The following is a 13,756-nucleotide window of genomic DNA, read 5'->3' on the forward strand; positions in this document are numbered from 1 at the left end:
GCGCCGTCAGATGAAACTGTGATGACAGATCTATTTGGCCGGCGTCGCCATCGGCTTGCCTTTTTCGACCACAAACACCGACACCAGCCGCATGGTGCTCTTACCGGTATTGATAGCATCATGAACAGTGCCGGCCGGGATGATGTAGGAGTCGCCAACCTCCAGATGGCGCGGATCTTCGCCGTAAATCAACAGGTCGCCTTCGCCCTCCAGCACATAGCCGATTTCCTCGCCGGGATGGGAGTGACGGCCGGCGGTGGCGCCGGCATCCAGCTCGACCTTGGCGACCACGGCTTCGCGGCCGGGCGCGGACAGGTCGGCTTTCTGGATCACGCTGCGGCGGATGCCCGGCGTTTGCGCCAGCGCCGTGCCGGCGGCGAGTACGGCAATCAGAACAACACTGCGTAGTTTCATGGCGTCCCCCGTTGTTATTGGAACGCTAATTCTACGCCGCTTATGGCTGTACGCGGCGGCTCAGCCACAACACATCGACCACGGCGCCGATCCAGCACACGAACAACACCACCGAAATCCAGTTCAACAGCGGATCGGCCGCGCTGACGGCGTCGGTGCGGGCGATGATGGCGGTGGGATCGAAGGCCAGCGTGCCGTTGTTCAGCTCGTTCATCAGCTGATCTGAAATCTGCATCACGCTGCGCAGCAGATACAGCACGGCCACCGCCGCCGGCAACAGAAACACCAGCCCGCGCCCGGCGCGGCGGGGACGCAGTACCAGGTGGCCCAGTCCGGGAAAAATCAATGCCGACAGCAAGACCGCCTTGGTCGCAACTTTCATAATGCTCCTGTTGTTACTTTGTGCTAATTGACCAAGCGCAATAGTAGGTCGCGATGGCCAGCGTAGATTACAGCATCTTACCTGCTGAGGAAAAATCATGCGTGGCTTGATCGTGTTGGCATTGTGCGGGTGCTGTGTGGCGCAGGCCGCGCCCAACGAGAAAGACGCCGTGGCGCTGGCCGAGAAGGGCGCGCAGTTCGTGCGCCAGCACGGCAAGGCCGAGATGATCGTCCGCATCAATAGCAAGGATCCGGAGTTCAACCAGGGTGCGCTGTATCTGGCGATGCGCGACCTGAAAGGCATCACCATCGCTCATCCGACCACCGCGCTGATCGGCAAGAACCTGCTGGACGTGCCGGATGCCGACGGCAAGCTGTTCCGCCAGGAGATGCTGGCGCTGGCCAGGGGTGCCGGACGTGGCTGGGTCGATTACAAATTCCGCAATCCGGAGACCGGCAAGGTCGAAGCCAAGCGCACCTACGTGCTGCGGGTGGACGACGTGGCGCTGGAAGCCGGCATTTACAAGCACTGACGCGCCGTGCAGACCATGCTCAGCAAACTGCGGATAGGGCCCAAGCTGCTGCTGGCGCCCGGGATGGTGCTGATCCTGCTGATTGTGCTGTCGGCGGGGGCTTATCTCGGGCTGCTGCGGCAGAATCAGTCGCTCGACAACATGGTGCAGCAGCGCGCCGTGCGGCTGAAGGCGGCGGCCGACCTGGTGGCCAACGCGCACAAGGCGCATACCGAAATCTACCAGTTGCTGACCTGGATCAGCGCCAGTTTCTCGGCGCCGCGCGTGGACGCGCTGGTACGCGACCTGCATCTGCGCCACGCCGCGCTGGACCGCCAGTTCGCGCAGCTGGAGATGGCCACCCAGTCCGATCCAGCGGAGCGGCGCTTTGTGGTGCAGTCGCAGGCGGCCCATGCGCAGTACGTCAAAGCGATGGAAGACGTGATTGAACTGGCGATGGTCGACCAGTCGATGGCCGCCAACGCCATGTCCAAGGCCGAACGCGCGTTTGATGTGGTGGCGCAGCGGCTGGAGGAGCTATCGCGGCTGGAGCAGTCGCTCAGCGAGCGCGCCTATGCCGATGCCGAGAATGACTTCAGCGTGCTATCGACCTGGATGCCGATCGTGGTGGCGCTGTCGATCGCATTGTCGCTGCTGGTCACCATGGCGGTGCGTAACGCGATGTTGAAAGAGGTGCGCGAAATCGGCGCGGCGGCGGTCGATCTGGCGGAAGGTAATCTGACGGTGCGCCAGCGCGTATATGGCAAGGACGAAATCGCGGAAACCTCGCGCGCGCTGGACACCAGCATCCGCAACCTGAACACCACGCTGAAAACCATTCTGGCCGCGGCGCAGTCGATCGACCGCGCTTCGCGCGATATCGCTCAAGGGAATACGGTGCTGTCGCGCGGCACGCGCAAGCAGGCCGGGACGCTGGAAGAAGCCGGCGGCGCCATGCGGCAGTTGGGCGAGCAGGTGGCGCAGGCGTCATCCCACGCCGAAGTGGCCGGCCAACTGGCGCAGTGTGCCAACAGCTTCGCTGCGCGCGGCGGCAGCGTGGTGCAGCGGCTGGTGGTGACGATGGCGTCGATACGCGGCAGTTCGCGGCGGGTGGTGGAAATCGTCGGTGTGATCGATGGGCTGGCGGTGCAGACCCATATGCTGGCGCTGAGCGCCGCCGTGGAAGCGGCGCGCGCCGGTGAGCATGGGCAGGGCTTCGCGGTGGTGGCGGGCGAAGTGCGTATTCTGGCGCAGCGTTCCGCCTCGGCCGCGCTGGAAATCAAAACCCTGATCGCGGAGTCGGTGGCCGACATCGACAGCGGCACCCGCACGGTGGAGGATGCCGGCAGCAGCATGGCCGAAATCGTCGAGACGGTGCGGCAGATGAGCGACATCATCCACCACATCGACCACGCTGCGGGGCAGCAGGCGCAGGGTGTGCTGGGTATGCAGCAGGCGATTGTCGACATGGACCAGGTCACGCAGCAGAACCTGGCGCTGGTGCAGCAGGCGGCAGCGGCAGCCAGCACGCTGCAGCGGCAAGCGGTCTATCTGTCGGAAGCGGTGGCGATCTTCAAGCTGGACGAGGGCATCGAACCGCCGGCGCCGGACAGCAACCGTCCGGCCGGCAGTGCGCGCATCGTCCGCCTGCGGCTGGCGTCGGTGCGCAGTTAGGCGGCCGCCGCGCGCCAGCGGTCACCGGTTTTGCGGATGTAGTGGTCGACCACATAGCGCCACGGCATCGCCAGCGGGATGATGATGGCGACCGCGCATTCAAAAGCGGTGCCGACGATGCTGTCGTCCATGGTGCCGCTTTGCCAGGCCGGCAGTGCGACCAGCAGCAGCCACAGGGTTTTCCAGCTCATTTCCCAGAACAGCACCGGCAGCATTTGCAGCGGGTAGCGGATGCCGACCACGCACAGCAGGCTGAAAGCGGCTAGCATGCACTTGACCACACCCTGCGACAGTCCCCATGGCTCGGCGTGATGCAGCACGCCAGGCCACACCACCAGCGCCAGTCCCAGCGCGATAATCAGATACACAGCTCTTAGTGCATACAGGCGAAACAGCGATACGTGTGGCATGGCGATGCTCCCGTCAGGTTGAGGTTTATTCGACTTCCTTCAGTACTTTTTCAATGGCGACGATGCGAGTCTGCAGGTCTGCCAACGCGGCGGCGGTTTGCTCCTGCGCGGCCACCGCGCGCTCCGCGATGCGGCGATAGCTTTCCTCGCCCTCGGCCTGCAGCTTGGCCTTTTTAATGGCGACCAGAAAGCGCATGCCGAAGATCAGGATGATGGTCGCCAGTGGCATGAAGATGGTAAGCAGATAAATCGGTGCGGACATGGATGCCTCTATTTGTCAGGGTTATGGGTCAGGGTGGCGACGGCTTCGCTGACCGCCGCCGGCGTCAGGGTGATGGCAAACGGCGCCGCCTCGAAATAATTCAGCGCCTTGCCGTCATCCGACAGCTCCATCTGGCTGCTGACCAGGCCAGCCTCCTGCAGCTTCTGCAAATGCAGATGCAGCAGCGGACGGCTGATATTCAGCTCACGGGCCAACTGGCTGACGTAATTCCGCCCACCCGCCGCCAGCGCGGCAATCACCCGCAACCGGTGCGGGTTGGACAGCGCCGACAACGCCGCCAATAACTGATCACCGGTGAGATGTTTTGATTTCATGTGTAAAGAATATCTGACAGGTGTCGGTAAGTCAAAGCAATTTTTGAGGCGTACAATAAGAACAATTATTCAGGAGCCAGCTATGCGCAAGGGAAAGAGCGTAGAAAATGCTGAACAACCTGCCTCATCTCCTCCGCTAACGGACGAAATGAAGCGGCAAGCGTTCTTGCGGCTGCGTAATGAAAACTACGTTGCCAGCCTAAAATTGGAGGGTTTGAGTGCGGTAGTGGAGGGGCCACTAATGACTCTCGCTGAGCTCAAAGAGAAATATGCCCGATAAATACGGCGAAGGGCAGGATATCTACTGCTATCCCGACTCCAACGTACTAGTCAATTTGCTGGGCATCACAGACAACGACACTCTCAGCGCTGCCGAAGTCGAGTTCACACGATTTCGGTTAGAACAATACGTTCCCACATCGTTCAACTACTTCTCGCTGGCGATACTGAAAGACATCCACCACTTCCTATTTCAAGACCTGTACAAGTGGGCGGGCGATGTGAGGACCGTCGATATCAGCAAAGGCAGCACACGCTTTGCACACTGCGACTTTATCGAATCGTCAGCACAGAAGCTGTTTGACCAACTGGCTCAAGAAAACTATTTGAACCACCTGCCCCAAAAAGAATTTGTCAGCAGGCTAGCTTTCTTTTACTCCGAACTCAACGCAATCCACCCTTTCCGAGACGGGAACGGAAGGGCGCAGCGCGTGCTATTTGAATGTATCGCCGTCAGCGCTGGCTACCAGCTGCGCTGGCAGGCGATCGATGTGGAGCATTGGATGCGAGCCAATGCCGAGTCATTCTTTGGACGCTTGGAACCGTTGACTGCGCAGCTGGGGCAGGCAGTGTCACGGCTTTGACTGAGCTCATTTACAGTTTATCGAGCAGCTTCAATCGATTCTCGATAATCACTGATGACCTTCGCCGCGCTATAGAACTCGATGCTATGTTTTTCCGGCTCTGCCTTGTACATCCGTATTGTTTTAGTGACGCTAGCAAACCCAGTGGCGTACGAGCCGGGTAATTTTAAGGTTCCCTTTTGAACTTCAAAATATTTATACCCATTGCTTAGACTTAGCTCCGCGCATCGATACGTTACTAGCGCACCTAACGTTGTCGTCGAAACGGAATGGCCGCCTTCATAGGTCACTTCGTATATGTCGTAACCGATTTTTGTCTCGTGGTAACCGCCGCCGCGAAAGATATCAAATCTTTGATAGCGATGCTGTTGCGCGCACCCGGCGATTGCGATAGAAACGAGAACTAGGGCGATTGCTTTTCTTCGCATATCTGCTTTCCGCTGGAGCTGATGACAATAAAGTAGCTAAGTGGTGGTGAGGATAGCATCTTGCCGATCAGAAAAATACGCTAAATCTCACACTGCCACATAGGCAAAAAAAATCCCGGCACACGCGGCCGGGATTTTTGGGAGCGGATGAGGATTATTCGTAGTCGCTGATCGGCGCGCAGCCGCAGAACAGGTTGCGGTCGCCGTAGACGTTGTCGGCGCGGCCGACTGGCGGCCAGTACTTCTGCTTGCGCAGCGATGGCAGCGGGTAGGCCGCCACTTCACGCGAGTACTTGCGATCCCAGACGTCGGCGGTCAGCACCTCGGCGGTGTGCGGCGCGAACTTCAGCGGGTTGTTCAGTTTGTCGAACTCGCCGCTTTCCACTTTGGCGATCTCGCCGCGAATCGCGATCATGGCGTCGATGAAGCGGTCCATCTCGGCTTTCGATTCCGATTCGGTCGGCTCGATCATCAGCGTTCCCGGTACCGGGAACGACATGGTCGGCGCGTGGAAGCCGAAGTCCATCAGGCGCTTGGCCACGTCTTCGTTGGAGATGCCGGTGGCATCCTGCAGCGGACGCAGGTCGATAATGCACTCGTGCGCTACCAGGCCATCGTGACCCGAGTACAGCACCGGGAAGTGCGGCGCCAGGCGACGTGCGATGTAGTTGGCGTTCAGGATCGCGGTCTCGGTGGCCGCGGTCAGGCCTTCGGCGCCCATCATGGCGATGTACATCCACGAAATTGGCAGGATCGATGCCGAACCATACGGCGCTGCCGACACCGAGCCGATACCGGCGTTGTCGCGGATGTAGCCGTTCGAACGCTGGTTAGGCAGGAACTTGGCCAGGTGCGCGCCGACGCCGATCGGGCCGACGCCTGGGCCGCCACCGCCGTGCGGAATGCAGAAGGTCTTGTGCAGGTTCAGGTGCGAGACGTCGCCGCCGAACGCGCCCGGTGCTGCCACGCCGACCAGTGCATTCATGTTGGCGCCGTCGACGTAGACCTGGCCGCCGTGGCTGTGGATGATTTCGCACAGCTCGCGGATGCCTTCTTCAAACACGCCGTGGGTCGAAGGGTAGGTGACCATCACGCAGGCCAGGTTCTTCGAGTGCAGCTCGGCCTTGGCTTTCAGGTCGGCCAGGTCGACGTTGCCGTTGGCGTCGCAGGCGGTGACCACCACCTGCATGCCGACCATCGACGCCGATGCCGGGTTGGTGCCGTGCGCCGACGATGGAATCAGGCAGATGTTGCGGTGGCCTTCGCCACGCGACTGGTGGTAAGCCTGGATCACCAGCAGGCCGGCGTATTCGCCCTGCGAGCCGGCGTTAGGCTGCAGCGAGATGGCGGCGTAGCCGGTCACCGCGCACAGCATCTCTTCCAGCGAGGCGATCATCTCGCGGTAACCTACGGTTTGCGCTTCCGGCGCGAACGGGTGGATGGTCGAGAATTCCGGCCAGGTGACCGGAATCATTTCGCTGGTGGCGTTCAGCTTCATGGTGCAGGAACCCAGCGGGATCATGGTGCGGTCCAGCGCCAGATCCTTGTCGGCCAGCGAGCGCAGATAGCGCAGCATCTCGGTTTCCGAGTGATAGCGGTTGAACACCGGGTGCGACAGGTAGGCCGAGCTACGCGCCAGCGCCGCAGGGAAGGACTCGGCAACGGCGGCTTCCACCGTGTTGAAGTCCGGGCCGTGGGCAGGGCCGCCGACCGGATGCGAGAACACGGTCCACAGCAGGGCGATGTCTTCGCGGGTGGTGGTTTCGTCCAGCGACACGCCAACGTGGGTGGCGTCGATCACGCGCAGGTTGACGCCGTGCGAATGGGCCGATGCATGCAGCTGCTCGGCGTTTTTCACATTCACGGTCAGGGTGTCGAACCAGCTGTCGTTGGTGATGGTGTACCCCAGCGTTTTCAGGTTCGAGGCCAGCACGCCGGTCAGACGGTGTACGCGCTGGGCGATCTGCTGCAGGCCTTTCGGGCCGTGGTAGACCGCGTACATCGACGCCATCACCGCCAGCAGCACCTGCGCGGTGCAGATGTTGGAGGTGGCTTTTTCGCGGCGGATGTGCTGTTCGCGGGTTTGCAGCGCCAGACGGTAAGCTTTGTTGCCCTGGGCGTCGATGGTGACGCCGACCAGACGGCCTGGCATCGAGCGCTTGAATTCGTCGCGGGTCGCCATGTAGCCGGCGTGCGGGCCACCAAAGCCCAGCGGTACGCCGAAGCGCTGCGAGTTACCGACCACCACGTCGGCGCCCCATTCGCCTGGAGGCGTCAGCAGGGTCAGTGCCAGCAGGTCGGCGGCGGCAACCACCATCGCGCCTTTGGCTTTTACGGTTTCAACGTCGGCTTTGTAATCGCGCACGTTGCCGTTCACGCCTGGGTATTGCAGCAGCACGCCGAAGCATTCGCCAATGCCCGCCAGTTCGGCCGGGTGGAATACCTTGACGTCGATTTCCAGCGGCTTGGCGCGGGTCTGCACCACTTCCAGCGTTTGCGGCAGCACGTCGTCGGCGACGTAGAACACATTCGATTTCGATTTGCTGACGCGCTGGATCAGCGTCATCGCTTCGGCGGCGGCGGTGCCTTCGTCCAGCATCGACGCGTTGGCGATGCCCATGCCGGTCAGGTCGGTGATGGTTTGCTGGAAGTTCAGGATGGCTTCCAGGCGGCCTTGCGAAATCTCTGGCTGGTATGGGGTGTAGGCGGTGTACCAGGCCGGGTTTTCAAAGATGTTACGCAGCACGACGTTCGGCGTCAGCGTGTTGTAGTAGCCCTGGCCGATCAGCGACTTGAGCACCTTGTTTTTCGAAGCGATTTTTTTCAGCTTGTTCAGCGCTTCGTTTTCCGGCATCGGTTGCGCGTAGGCGCCCAGCGGCAGCGCCGCCTGGTTGCGGATATTGGCAGGCACGATGGCGTCGATCAGGGCGGCGCGCGAGGCGTAGCCGAGTACCGACAGCATGGCTTCCTGGTCGGCGGCGTCCGGGCCGATGTGACGGGCGATGAAGGCGTCGCGCGCTTCGAGTTGGGTCAGGCTGGTGCGGGTCATGATATGTCAGGGCTAGAGAGGGAAATACAGAAAGGCCAGCGCGGGGCTGGCCTGGTGGCGCGGATTACTCGCCGATGTTTTTGCCGTAAGCGGCGGCGTCCAGCAGGCCGTTGATCGCGCCGGCGTCGGCCGGTTTGATCTTGAACAGCCAGTTGGCGTAGGCGTCTGCGTTGATCGACTCTGGCGCGTTGACCACGTCTTCATTCACGGCCACCACTTCGCCGGCCACTGGAGCGTAGATGTCGCTGGCGGCTTTGACCGATTCCACCACGGCGGCATCGCTGCCGGCTTCGTAGCTGTCGCCGACTTTCGGCAGTTCGACGAAAACGATATCGCCCAGCGCGTCCTGCGCGTACTCGGTAATGCCCACAGTGACGGTGCCGTCGGCTTCAGCGCGTACCCATTCGTGGGATTCGGTGTACTTCAGGTCTGCAGGAATGTTCATATTGTAGTGCTCCAGAGGGGTGAGTGTATTAAATTAAACGGCCAGGATTTTGCCGTTGCGTACGAACGGCAATTTAACCACAGACGCGGCCAGTTTTTTGTCGCGGATTTCCACCTGTACGGTGTCGCCGACCTGCACGCCCATCGGCACGCGCGCCAGCGCGATCGCCTGCTGCATGGTCGGGCTGAAGGTGCCGCTGGTGATTTCGCCGGTGGCATCGCTGCCGGCCACGATGACTTTCTGGTGCGCGCGCAGCACGCCGCCTTTTTCGCGCAGGATCAGGCCCACGAACTGGGCGTTCTGGCCCATGGTCTGCAGCGCGGCCTTGCCGATGAAGTCACGCTCGGACACCAGGTCGATGGTCCAGGCCAGGCCGGCGTCCAGCGGATTCACGGTTTCGTCCATGTCCTGGCCGTACAGATTCATGCCGGCTTCCAGGCGCAGCGTGTCGCGCGCGCCCAGACCGGCCGGTTTGACGCCGGCGGCGGCCAGCGCGTTCCACAGCTGCTCGGCCTTGTCGGCCGAAACGCCGATTTCAAAACCGTCTTCGCCGGTGTAGCCGGTGCGGGCCACCATCGCCTCGCCAAACGCGGCGCTCTGCGCGAAAGCGACGTTGAACGGCTTGATCTCGGCGGTGACTTCCTTCGCTTCCGGAATCACTTCCCACACCTTGGCGCGCGCGTTCGGGCCTTGCACGGCGATCAGCGCCATCGCGTTGTCGCCGTCACGGCGCTGGGTGATGGTCAGACCGGCGTTGCTGGCCTGGTCCTGCTGCTGCATCCACGCCACGTCCTTTTCGGCGGTGCCGGCGTTGACCACCAGGCGGAACCAGCTCTCGTTGATGAAGTAGACGATCAGGTCATCGATCACATAGCCCTGCGGGTTCAGCATGCAGGAGTAGAGCGCCTTGCCCGATACCTGCAGCTTGTCGACGTTGTTGGCCAGCAGGTGGCGCAGGAAGGCGCGCGCGTTGTCGCCCTTGATGTCGACCACGCACATGTGGGCCACGTCGAACATGCCGACGTCCTGGCGCACCGCGTGGTGCTCTTCGATCTGCGAACCGTAGTTGACCGGCATGTCCCAGCCGCCGAAATCGACCATGCGGGCGCCGGCTGCGCGGTGTGCGTTATTGAGTGGGGTAGCTTTGAGCGTCATGGTACGTTCCGAACGAAAAGAGGTTAACGGGAATAGCAAAGATTCCAAAACCCCTCTGTCCTTGGTACCTGAGAGATAGCGGAACCATGGTTCCGCACGCCCCTTCGGTGGGTTGCCGCTGCAACCTCTCTCCAGAGTTTGAGCCAATGATGCGATGTCACCGCGTGGCCCCTTGACCGGTCCTTTTGCCTGAGAGTTTTTGGGTAGTGCCCCTTCGGCGGCAATGCTGGATTGCCCTCTCCCGATCAAGACTCGGGAATATATGCCAGACGGGCTGGAATGTCAATCTTGCCCGGTCGCGCACGAATGACGCAGCGGAAAGCTACCAAAGCAACAATTTGCTAGAATGAATCATACTATTTCGAGAGCCCAGCCATGAGCCAAGAGCAAACAACTTACGATGGACATGCGTGGTTCACGCTGTCTGGCGACGTCAACAGTGACATGGTACGCCGTGTGTTTGACGCCGTGGCCGATATGACCGAGGACCGGATCAGCACGGCCCACATCCTGATCCAGTCGAATGGCGGCTATGTCAGCGACGGGATTTGCCTGTACAACTATCTGAGCAAGCTGCCGATCAAGATCGTCACCTACAACGCCGGCGCGGTGGCGTCGATCGCGGTGATCCTGTTCCTGGCCGGCGCCGAGCGCTATGCCAGCGAAACCGCGCGCTTCATGGTGCACAAGTCGCACGCCAGCGCGCCGCATGGCGCCCGCCCGGACGCGCTGCGCATCATCGTCGAAGGCTTGCAGGCCGATGATGCGCGCACCGAGCAAATCCTGCGCAGCCATGTCGAGCTGAGCGAGGAGAATTGGCGCACCCACGAGTACTCCGATCTGCATCTGACCGCGGTGGAAGCGTTGAAGGTGGGGTTGGTGCGGGAAGTGGCGGATTTCGAACCGCCTGCCGGCCATCGGGTGACCAATATCTGAGCCTTGAACCGGCGTTTCAGAACTCCTCCCATTCGACTTGCTGCCGCGCGCTCCGGGCCGGCTGGGGCAGGGCGGCCGGCGCCCGCCGTCCAGTCGGCTGGGTAGGCTGGCTTGGCTGCTGCTGGGGTTGCGTCGGCTTGCCGTCCGCCGCGCTGTCTGCCGGGCTGGCGCCGAACACGCTGATGGCCGCGTTCAGCTTGCCGCTCTCACCGCGCATCGCATCGGCGGCGGCAGCGGCTTGTTCCACCAGCGCCGCATTCTGCTGCGTCGCCTGGTCCATGGCCGCGATGGCCTGGTTGACCTGCTCCAGCCCGGCGGTCTGCTCGGCGCTGGCATCGGCAATTTCCCCGATCAGCCCGGTCACCTGCTTGACGCTGCCGACCACCTCATCCATGGTCTTGCGGGCTTGGTCGGCCAACTGGGTGCCGCGCGCCACCTTGTCGACCGAATCGTCAATTAACTCCTTGATTTCCTTGGCCGCCGCCGCGCTGCGCTGGGCCAGATTGCGCACCTCGGACGCCACCACCGCAAACCCGCGTCCCTGTTCACCGGCGCGCGCCGCCTCCACCGCCGCGTTCAGGGCCAGGATATTGGTCTGAAACGCGATGCCATCAATCACGCCGATGATTTCCGCAATCTTCTTCGAACTCTCGTTGATGGACGCCATCGTCCCGACCACCTGCGCCACATCGCCGCCGCCGCGCACCGCCACGGCGGACGCCGACAGCGCCAGCTTGTTGGCCTCCACCGCATGTTCGGCATTCTGACGCACGGTGGAGGTCAGCTGCTCCATCGATGACGCGGTTTGCTCCAGCGCCGACGCCTGCTGCTCGGTGCGCGCCGACAGATCCTGATTGCCTTCCGCGATTTCATCGGCCGCGCCGCCGATCGCCCGCGCGCCGCGCTGCACCTGGCCGACGATGGTCAGCAAGCTATCGTTCATGTGCTGCATGGCGTGCAGCAGCTTGCCGGTCTGGGTGTTGGGCTGAGGCGGCACCCGCGTGTTGAGGTCGCCGCCAGCGATGCGCTGCGCCACCAGCATCGCCTGCTGCAGCGGCGACGAAATCGAACGCGCCACCCACAGGGCCAGCAGCGCGCCGCCGGCAATCGCCGCCGCCAACAGGCTGAAGGTAATGAGCTTGGCGCCGAGATAGAGTTCGTCAGCCTCGCGCGCCGCGTCCTGGCTGGCCTGCATGGCGCTGGCCAGTACCTTGCTCAAATGGCTGTTCAGCGCGTCCAGTCGCTGCTGCGAAGCGCCCTTGAGCAGCGCGCGTGCGTCATCCTTTTTACCTTCCTGATTGAGGATGGACAGACGGTCATGCTCGGCCAGATACGCGGTGGCCAGCTGTTGCAGCGGCGCGGCCAGCGACTGGTCCGCCCCTTCGCCCAGCACCCGCGCCAATTGCTCGGCATTGCCGCGCAGGGCGGCGGCGGCGCTGTTCAGCTTGGCGGGCGCGTCGTCGATGCTGTCCGGATCGGCGGCCACCACGTGTTCCAGCTTGCGCAATTCCTGTAAATCGTTGCGTAACGACAGCGCCGCTATGGTTTGCGGCAGCCATTTGCCGGACAATTCGGAGGAAGCGCGGTTGATTGCGCTCATGCGCGACAGCGCGCTCAGGCCCAGCAATGCTGTCAGGCCCAGCACCACGGCAAAGGCGGCCAGCAGCTTGCGGGAAGTTTCCAGGTTGTGCAGGATTTTCATGACGATCCTTGATGGCGGGAAAGGGAGTTTTTTATGTTAAGGAAACTTCAAGCTTGTCATTTGAGCCGCATCAAAGCTGGGCTTGCGCCACTTGGCGTTGCTGCAAACGCGCAAAATACGTGAAAAATTGCAGTTTGCGGCATTGCCTCCTGGCAATGTCGTGCGAAAATGCGGATAGACGAATGGTTTAATGATTTAACTCAGCAGGCACGCCCATGGTTGCAACTCCTACAACGCTCGCCACGCCGAAAAAGACGGTGTCGCCGCGGCATGCCTTGCTGGAAGAGTTGATCGACATGGCGGTCAAGCAAGCGGGCGAGCAGTTTCTGGATCTGGCCAACAAGCTGGCCGGCGCCTTGATCGATGCCACCGATGGCGATGCCAAGCTGATCCAGCAGCGCATTCGCGCCGGCAACCAGCTACGCAACCGCAATTTCGCCTTCCTGCATCTGGCCACCAGCACGCTGGAGAAGGCGTTGCGGCGCGAGATTGCCGAGTTGGCGCCGGCCAGCAAGGAAAAGCTGCGCGAGACGGCGCAATCGCTGTCGCTGGTGTCGCTGGAAGAAATGGACAACAAGGTGGCGTTGAGCGGGGTCAGCAAGCCGTTCGAGAGCTTGTATGCGGATGCCTTGCAGACCTTGAATGTGCGGCTGGCTTTCCTGCTGGATCGCGACATTTTGCGCGTCAATCAGAATCCGTTCCGGCCGGAGGTGTTTCTGGTGGCTGTGCAGGAAGCTTGGACCGAGTTCGATAGCGAGGAAGCATCGGCGGGCTTGCTGCAACCGTTGCTCAAGCCCGGCATGTTCATTGAATTGGGGCCGCTGCTGGAGTCGCTGAGCCTGACTTTGCAGACCAAGGGCGGTATGCCGGGCTCGGCGGACGGCTACAAGCGGCGGCGCACCGATGCCGACAAGAACGGTCCGGCGGCGCGCACCAACCAGGCTGCGCTGGCGCAGCAACTGCGGCAGTTCTTTGCGTCCAGCGACGTGGCGGGATCGGCGGCGGGGCAGATCGTCGACGGTATCGCCAGCGGCATGTTGCAAGGTGTGGATCTGACCATCCCCGATTTGCCGGCGGCGGCGCTGACGGCGGGCAGCGGTTGGGTGCCGAACGCCAGCGCGCGCGCGATTGGCGCCGCCGCCGTCGCCAGCATCGCCGGTACACCGGCGGGCGTCGCCGGCGTTGGCACG

16 protein-coding genes and 2 riboswitches are annotated in these 13,756 nt (G+C 62.1%); of the genes, 6 read left to right on the forward strand and 10 right to left on the reverse strand.

The features are described 5' to 3' along the window. Positions 1-30: 30 nt before the first annotated feature. Entirely contained in the window at positions 31-414 is a 384-nt protein-coding gene (locus GJ699_RS12505; RefSeq protein ID WP_154376615.1) for a cupin domain-containing protein, read from the reverse strand. Between the two features lie 40 nt (positions 415-454). Continuing rightward, complete coding sequence (locus GJ699_RS12510; RefSeq protein ID WP_154376617.1) at positions 455-796, reverse strand: hypothetical protein; 342 nt, start codon at positions 794-796, stop codon at positions 455-457. A 97-nt stretch (positions 797-893) separates the two neighbouring features. On the opposite strand from GJ699_RS12510, the gene GJ699_RS12515 reads away from it, so the two are divergent. Both GJ699_RS12515 and GJ699_RS12520 read left to right on the forward strand, forming a co-directional pair. Continuing rightward, entirely contained in the window at positions 894-1,328 is a 435-nt protein-coding gene (locus GJ699_RS12515) for a cache domain-containing protein (protein WP_154376619.1), read from the forward strand. A gap of 15 nt (positions 1,329-1,343) precedes the next feature. After that, complete coding sequence (locus tag GJ699_RS12520) at positions 1,344-2,981, forward strand: methyl-accepting chemotaxis protein (RefSeq protein ID WP_154376621.1); 1,638 nt, start codon at positions 1,344-1,346, stop codon at positions 2,979-2,981. Here the strand turns inward: GJ699_RS12520 and GJ699_RS12525 are convergent. Genes GJ699_RS12525 through GJ699_RS12535 form a run of 3 tightly spaced genes read right to left on the reverse strand, consistent with a single transcriptional unit; the run spans position 2,978 to position 3,988 of the window. Continuing rightward, entirely contained in the window at positions 2,978-3,391 is a 414-nt protein-coding gene (locus GJ699_RS12525) for a hypothetical protein (RefSeq protein ID WP_154376623.1), read from the reverse strand. The genes GJ699_RS12520 and GJ699_RS12525 overlap by 4 nt on opposite strands. 25 nt (positions 3,392-3,416) lie before the next feature. Continuing rightward, positions 3,417-3,653 (reverse strand): hypothetical protein, encoded by a 237-nt coding sequence (locus GJ699_RS12530; RefSeq protein ID WP_154376625.1) that lies wholly within the window; start codon positions 3,651-3,653, stop codon positions 3,417-3,419. An 8-nt stretch (positions 3,654-3,661) separates the two neighbouring features. Then, the gene (locus GJ699_RS12535) at positions 3,662-3,988 is read right to left on the reverse strand and encodes an ArsR/SmtB family transcription factor (protein ID WP_154376627.1); all 327 of its coding nucleotides are present in this window, start codon (positions 3,986-3,988) and stop codon (positions 3,662-3,664) included. Between the two features lie 148 nt (positions 3,989-4,136). Between GJ699_RS12535 and GJ699_RS35305 the strand changes: the two genes are divergently transcribed. Further along, positions 4,137-4,268 (forward strand): YhfG family protein, encoded by a 132-nt coding sequence (locus GJ699_RS35305; protein WP_371867549.1) that lies wholly within the window; start codon positions 4,137-4,139, stop codon positions 4,266-4,268. Beyond that, positions 4,258-4,851 (forward strand): putative adenosine monophosphate-protein transferase Fic, encoded by a 594-nt coding sequence (locus GJ699_RS12540; RefSeq protein WP_154376629.1) that lies wholly within the window; start codon positions 4,258-4,260, stop codon positions 4,849-4,851. Before GJ699_RS35305 ends, GJ699_RS12540 begins: the two co-directional genes overlap by 11 nt. A 17-nt stretch (positions 4,852-4,868) precedes the next feature. On the opposite strand, the gene GJ699_RS12545 is transcribed toward GJ699_RS12540, so the two are convergent. The 4 genes from GJ699_RS12545 to gcvT form a co-directional block, all read right to left on the reverse strand. Beyond that, the gene (locus GJ699_RS12545; protein WP_154376632.1) at positions 4,869-5,279 is read right to left on the reverse strand and encodes a CC0125/CC1285 family lipoprotein; all 411 of its coding nucleotides are present in this window, start codon (positions 5,277-5,279) and stop codon (positions 4,869-4,871) included. 154 nt (positions 5,280-5,433) lie between these two features. After that, complete coding sequence (gene gcvP / locus GJ699_RS12550) at positions 5,434-8,328, reverse strand: aminomethyl-transferring glycine dehydrogenase (RefSeq protein ID WP_154376634.1); 2,895 nt, start codon at positions 8,326-8,328, stop codon at positions 5,434-5,436. A 64-nt stretch (positions 8,329-8,392) separates the two neighbouring features. After that, entirely contained in the window at positions 8,393-8,773 is a 381-nt protein-coding gene (gcvH, locus tag GJ699_RS12555) for a glycine cleavage system protein GcvH (RefSeq protein ID WP_154376636.1), read from the reverse strand. 33 nt (positions 8,774-8,806) lie between these two features. Then, on the reverse strand, positions 8,807-9,928 hold the full coding sequence (gene gcvT / locus GJ699_RS12560; protein ID WP_154376638.1) for a glycine cleavage system aminomethyltransferase GcvT: 1,122 nt from the start codon (positions 9,926-9,928) through the stop codon (positions 8,807-8,809). A gap of 45 nt (positions 9,929-9,973) precedes the next feature. Continuing rightward, a riboswitch (glycine riboswitch) is annotated at positions 9,974-10,073 on the reverse strand. A 22-nt stretch (positions 10,074-10,095) separates the two neighbouring features. Then, positions 10,096-10,182, reverse strand: a riboswitch (glycine riboswitch). Between the two features lie 121 nt (positions 10,183-10,303). Here gcvT and GJ699_RS12565 point away from each other — a divergent pair. After that, positions 10,304-10,864, forward strand: coding sequence for an ATP-dependent Clp protease proteolytic subunit (locus tag GJ699_RS12565; RefSeq protein ID WP_154376640.1), 561 nt, complete (start codon positions 10,304-10,306; stop codon positions 10,862-10,864). 16 nt (positions 10,865-10,880) lie between these two features. Here the strand turns inward: GJ699_RS12565 and GJ699_RS35140 are convergent, their stop codons facing one another. Beyond that, positions 10,881-12,566 (reverse strand): methyl-accepting chemotaxis protein, encoded by a 1,686-nt coding sequence (locus GJ699_RS35140; RefSeq protein WP_154376642.1) that lies wholly within the window; start codon positions 12,564-12,566, stop codon positions 10,881-10,883. Between the two features lie 215 nt (positions 12,567-12,781). Between GJ699_RS35140 and GJ699_RS12575 the strand changes: the two genes are divergently transcribed. After that, the coding region (locus GJ699_RS12575) for a DUF1631 family protein (RefSeq protein ID WP_154376644.1) at positions 12,782-13,756 on the forward strand (975 nt) is incomplete at its 3' end.

It is taken from the genome of Duganella guangzhouensis (assembly GCF_009674535.1).
Classification (GTDB): Bacteria; Pseudomonadota; Gammaproteobacteria; order Burkholderiales; family Burkholderiaceae_D; genus Rugamonas; species Rugamonas guangzhouensis.

Excerpts from the sequence above, each read along its gene's own strand:
- GJ699_RS12505 (WP_154376615.1), bottom strand. The coding sequence starts at position 414 with ATGAAACTACGCAGTGTTGTTCTGATTGCCGTACTCGCCGCCGGCACG.
- GJ699_RS12510 (WP_154376617.1), bottom strand. The coding sequence starts at position 796 with ATGAAAGTTGCGACCAAGGCGGTCTTGCTGTCGGCATTGATTTTTCCC.
- GJ699_RS12515 (WP_154376619.1), top strand. The coding sequence starts at position 894 with ATGCGTGGCTTGATCGTGTTGGCATTGTGCGGGTGCTGTGTGGCGCAG.
- GJ699_RS12520 (WP_154376621.1), top strand. The coding sequence starts at position 1,344 with ATGCTCAGCAAACTGCGGATAGGGCCCAAGCTGCTGCTGGCGCCCGGG.
- GJ699_RS12525 (WP_154376623.1), bottom strand. The coding sequence starts at position 3,391 with ATGCCACACGTATCGCTGTTTCGCCTGTATGCACTAAGAGCTGTGTAT.
- GJ699_RS12530 (WP_154376625.1), bottom strand. The coding sequence starts at position 3,653 with ATGTCCGCACCGATTTATCTGCTTACCATCTTCATGCCACTGGCGACC.
- GJ699_RS12535 (WP_154376627.1), bottom strand. The coding sequence starts at position 3,988 with ATGAAATCAAAACATCTCACCGGTGATCAGTTATTGGCGGCGTTGTCG.
- GJ699_RS35305 (WP_371867549.1), top strand. The coding sequence starts at position 4,137 with ATGAAGCGGCAAGCGTTCTTGCGGCTGCGTAATGAAAACTACGTTGCC.
- GJ699_RS12540 (WP_154376629.1), top strand. The coding sequence starts at position 4,258 with ATGCCCGATAAATACGGCGAAGGGCAGGATATCTACTGCTATCCCGAC.
- GJ699_RS12545 (WP_154376632.1), bottom strand. The coding sequence starts at position 5,279 with ATGCGAAGAAAAGCAATCGCCCTAGTTCTCGTTTCTATCGCAATCGCC.
- gcvP (WP_154376634.1), bottom strand. The coding sequence starts at position 8,328 with ATGACCCGCACCAGCCTGACCCAACTCGAAGCGCGCGACGCCTTCATC.
- gcvH (WP_154376636.1), bottom strand. The coding sequence starts at position 8,773 with ATGAACATTCCTGCAGACCTGAAGTACACCGAATCCCACGAATGGGTA.
- gcvT (WP_154376638.1), bottom strand. The coding sequence starts at position 9,928 with ATGACGCTCAAAGCTACCCCACTCAATAACGCACACCGCGCAGCCGGC.
- GJ699_RS12565 (WP_154376640.1), top strand. The coding sequence starts at position 10,304 with ATGAGCCAAGAGCAAACAACTTACGATGGACATGCGTGGTTCACGCTG.
- GJ699_RS35140 (WP_154376642.1), bottom strand. The coding sequence starts at position 12,566 with ATGAAAATCCTGCACAACCTGGAAACTTCCCGCAAGCTGCTGGCCGCC.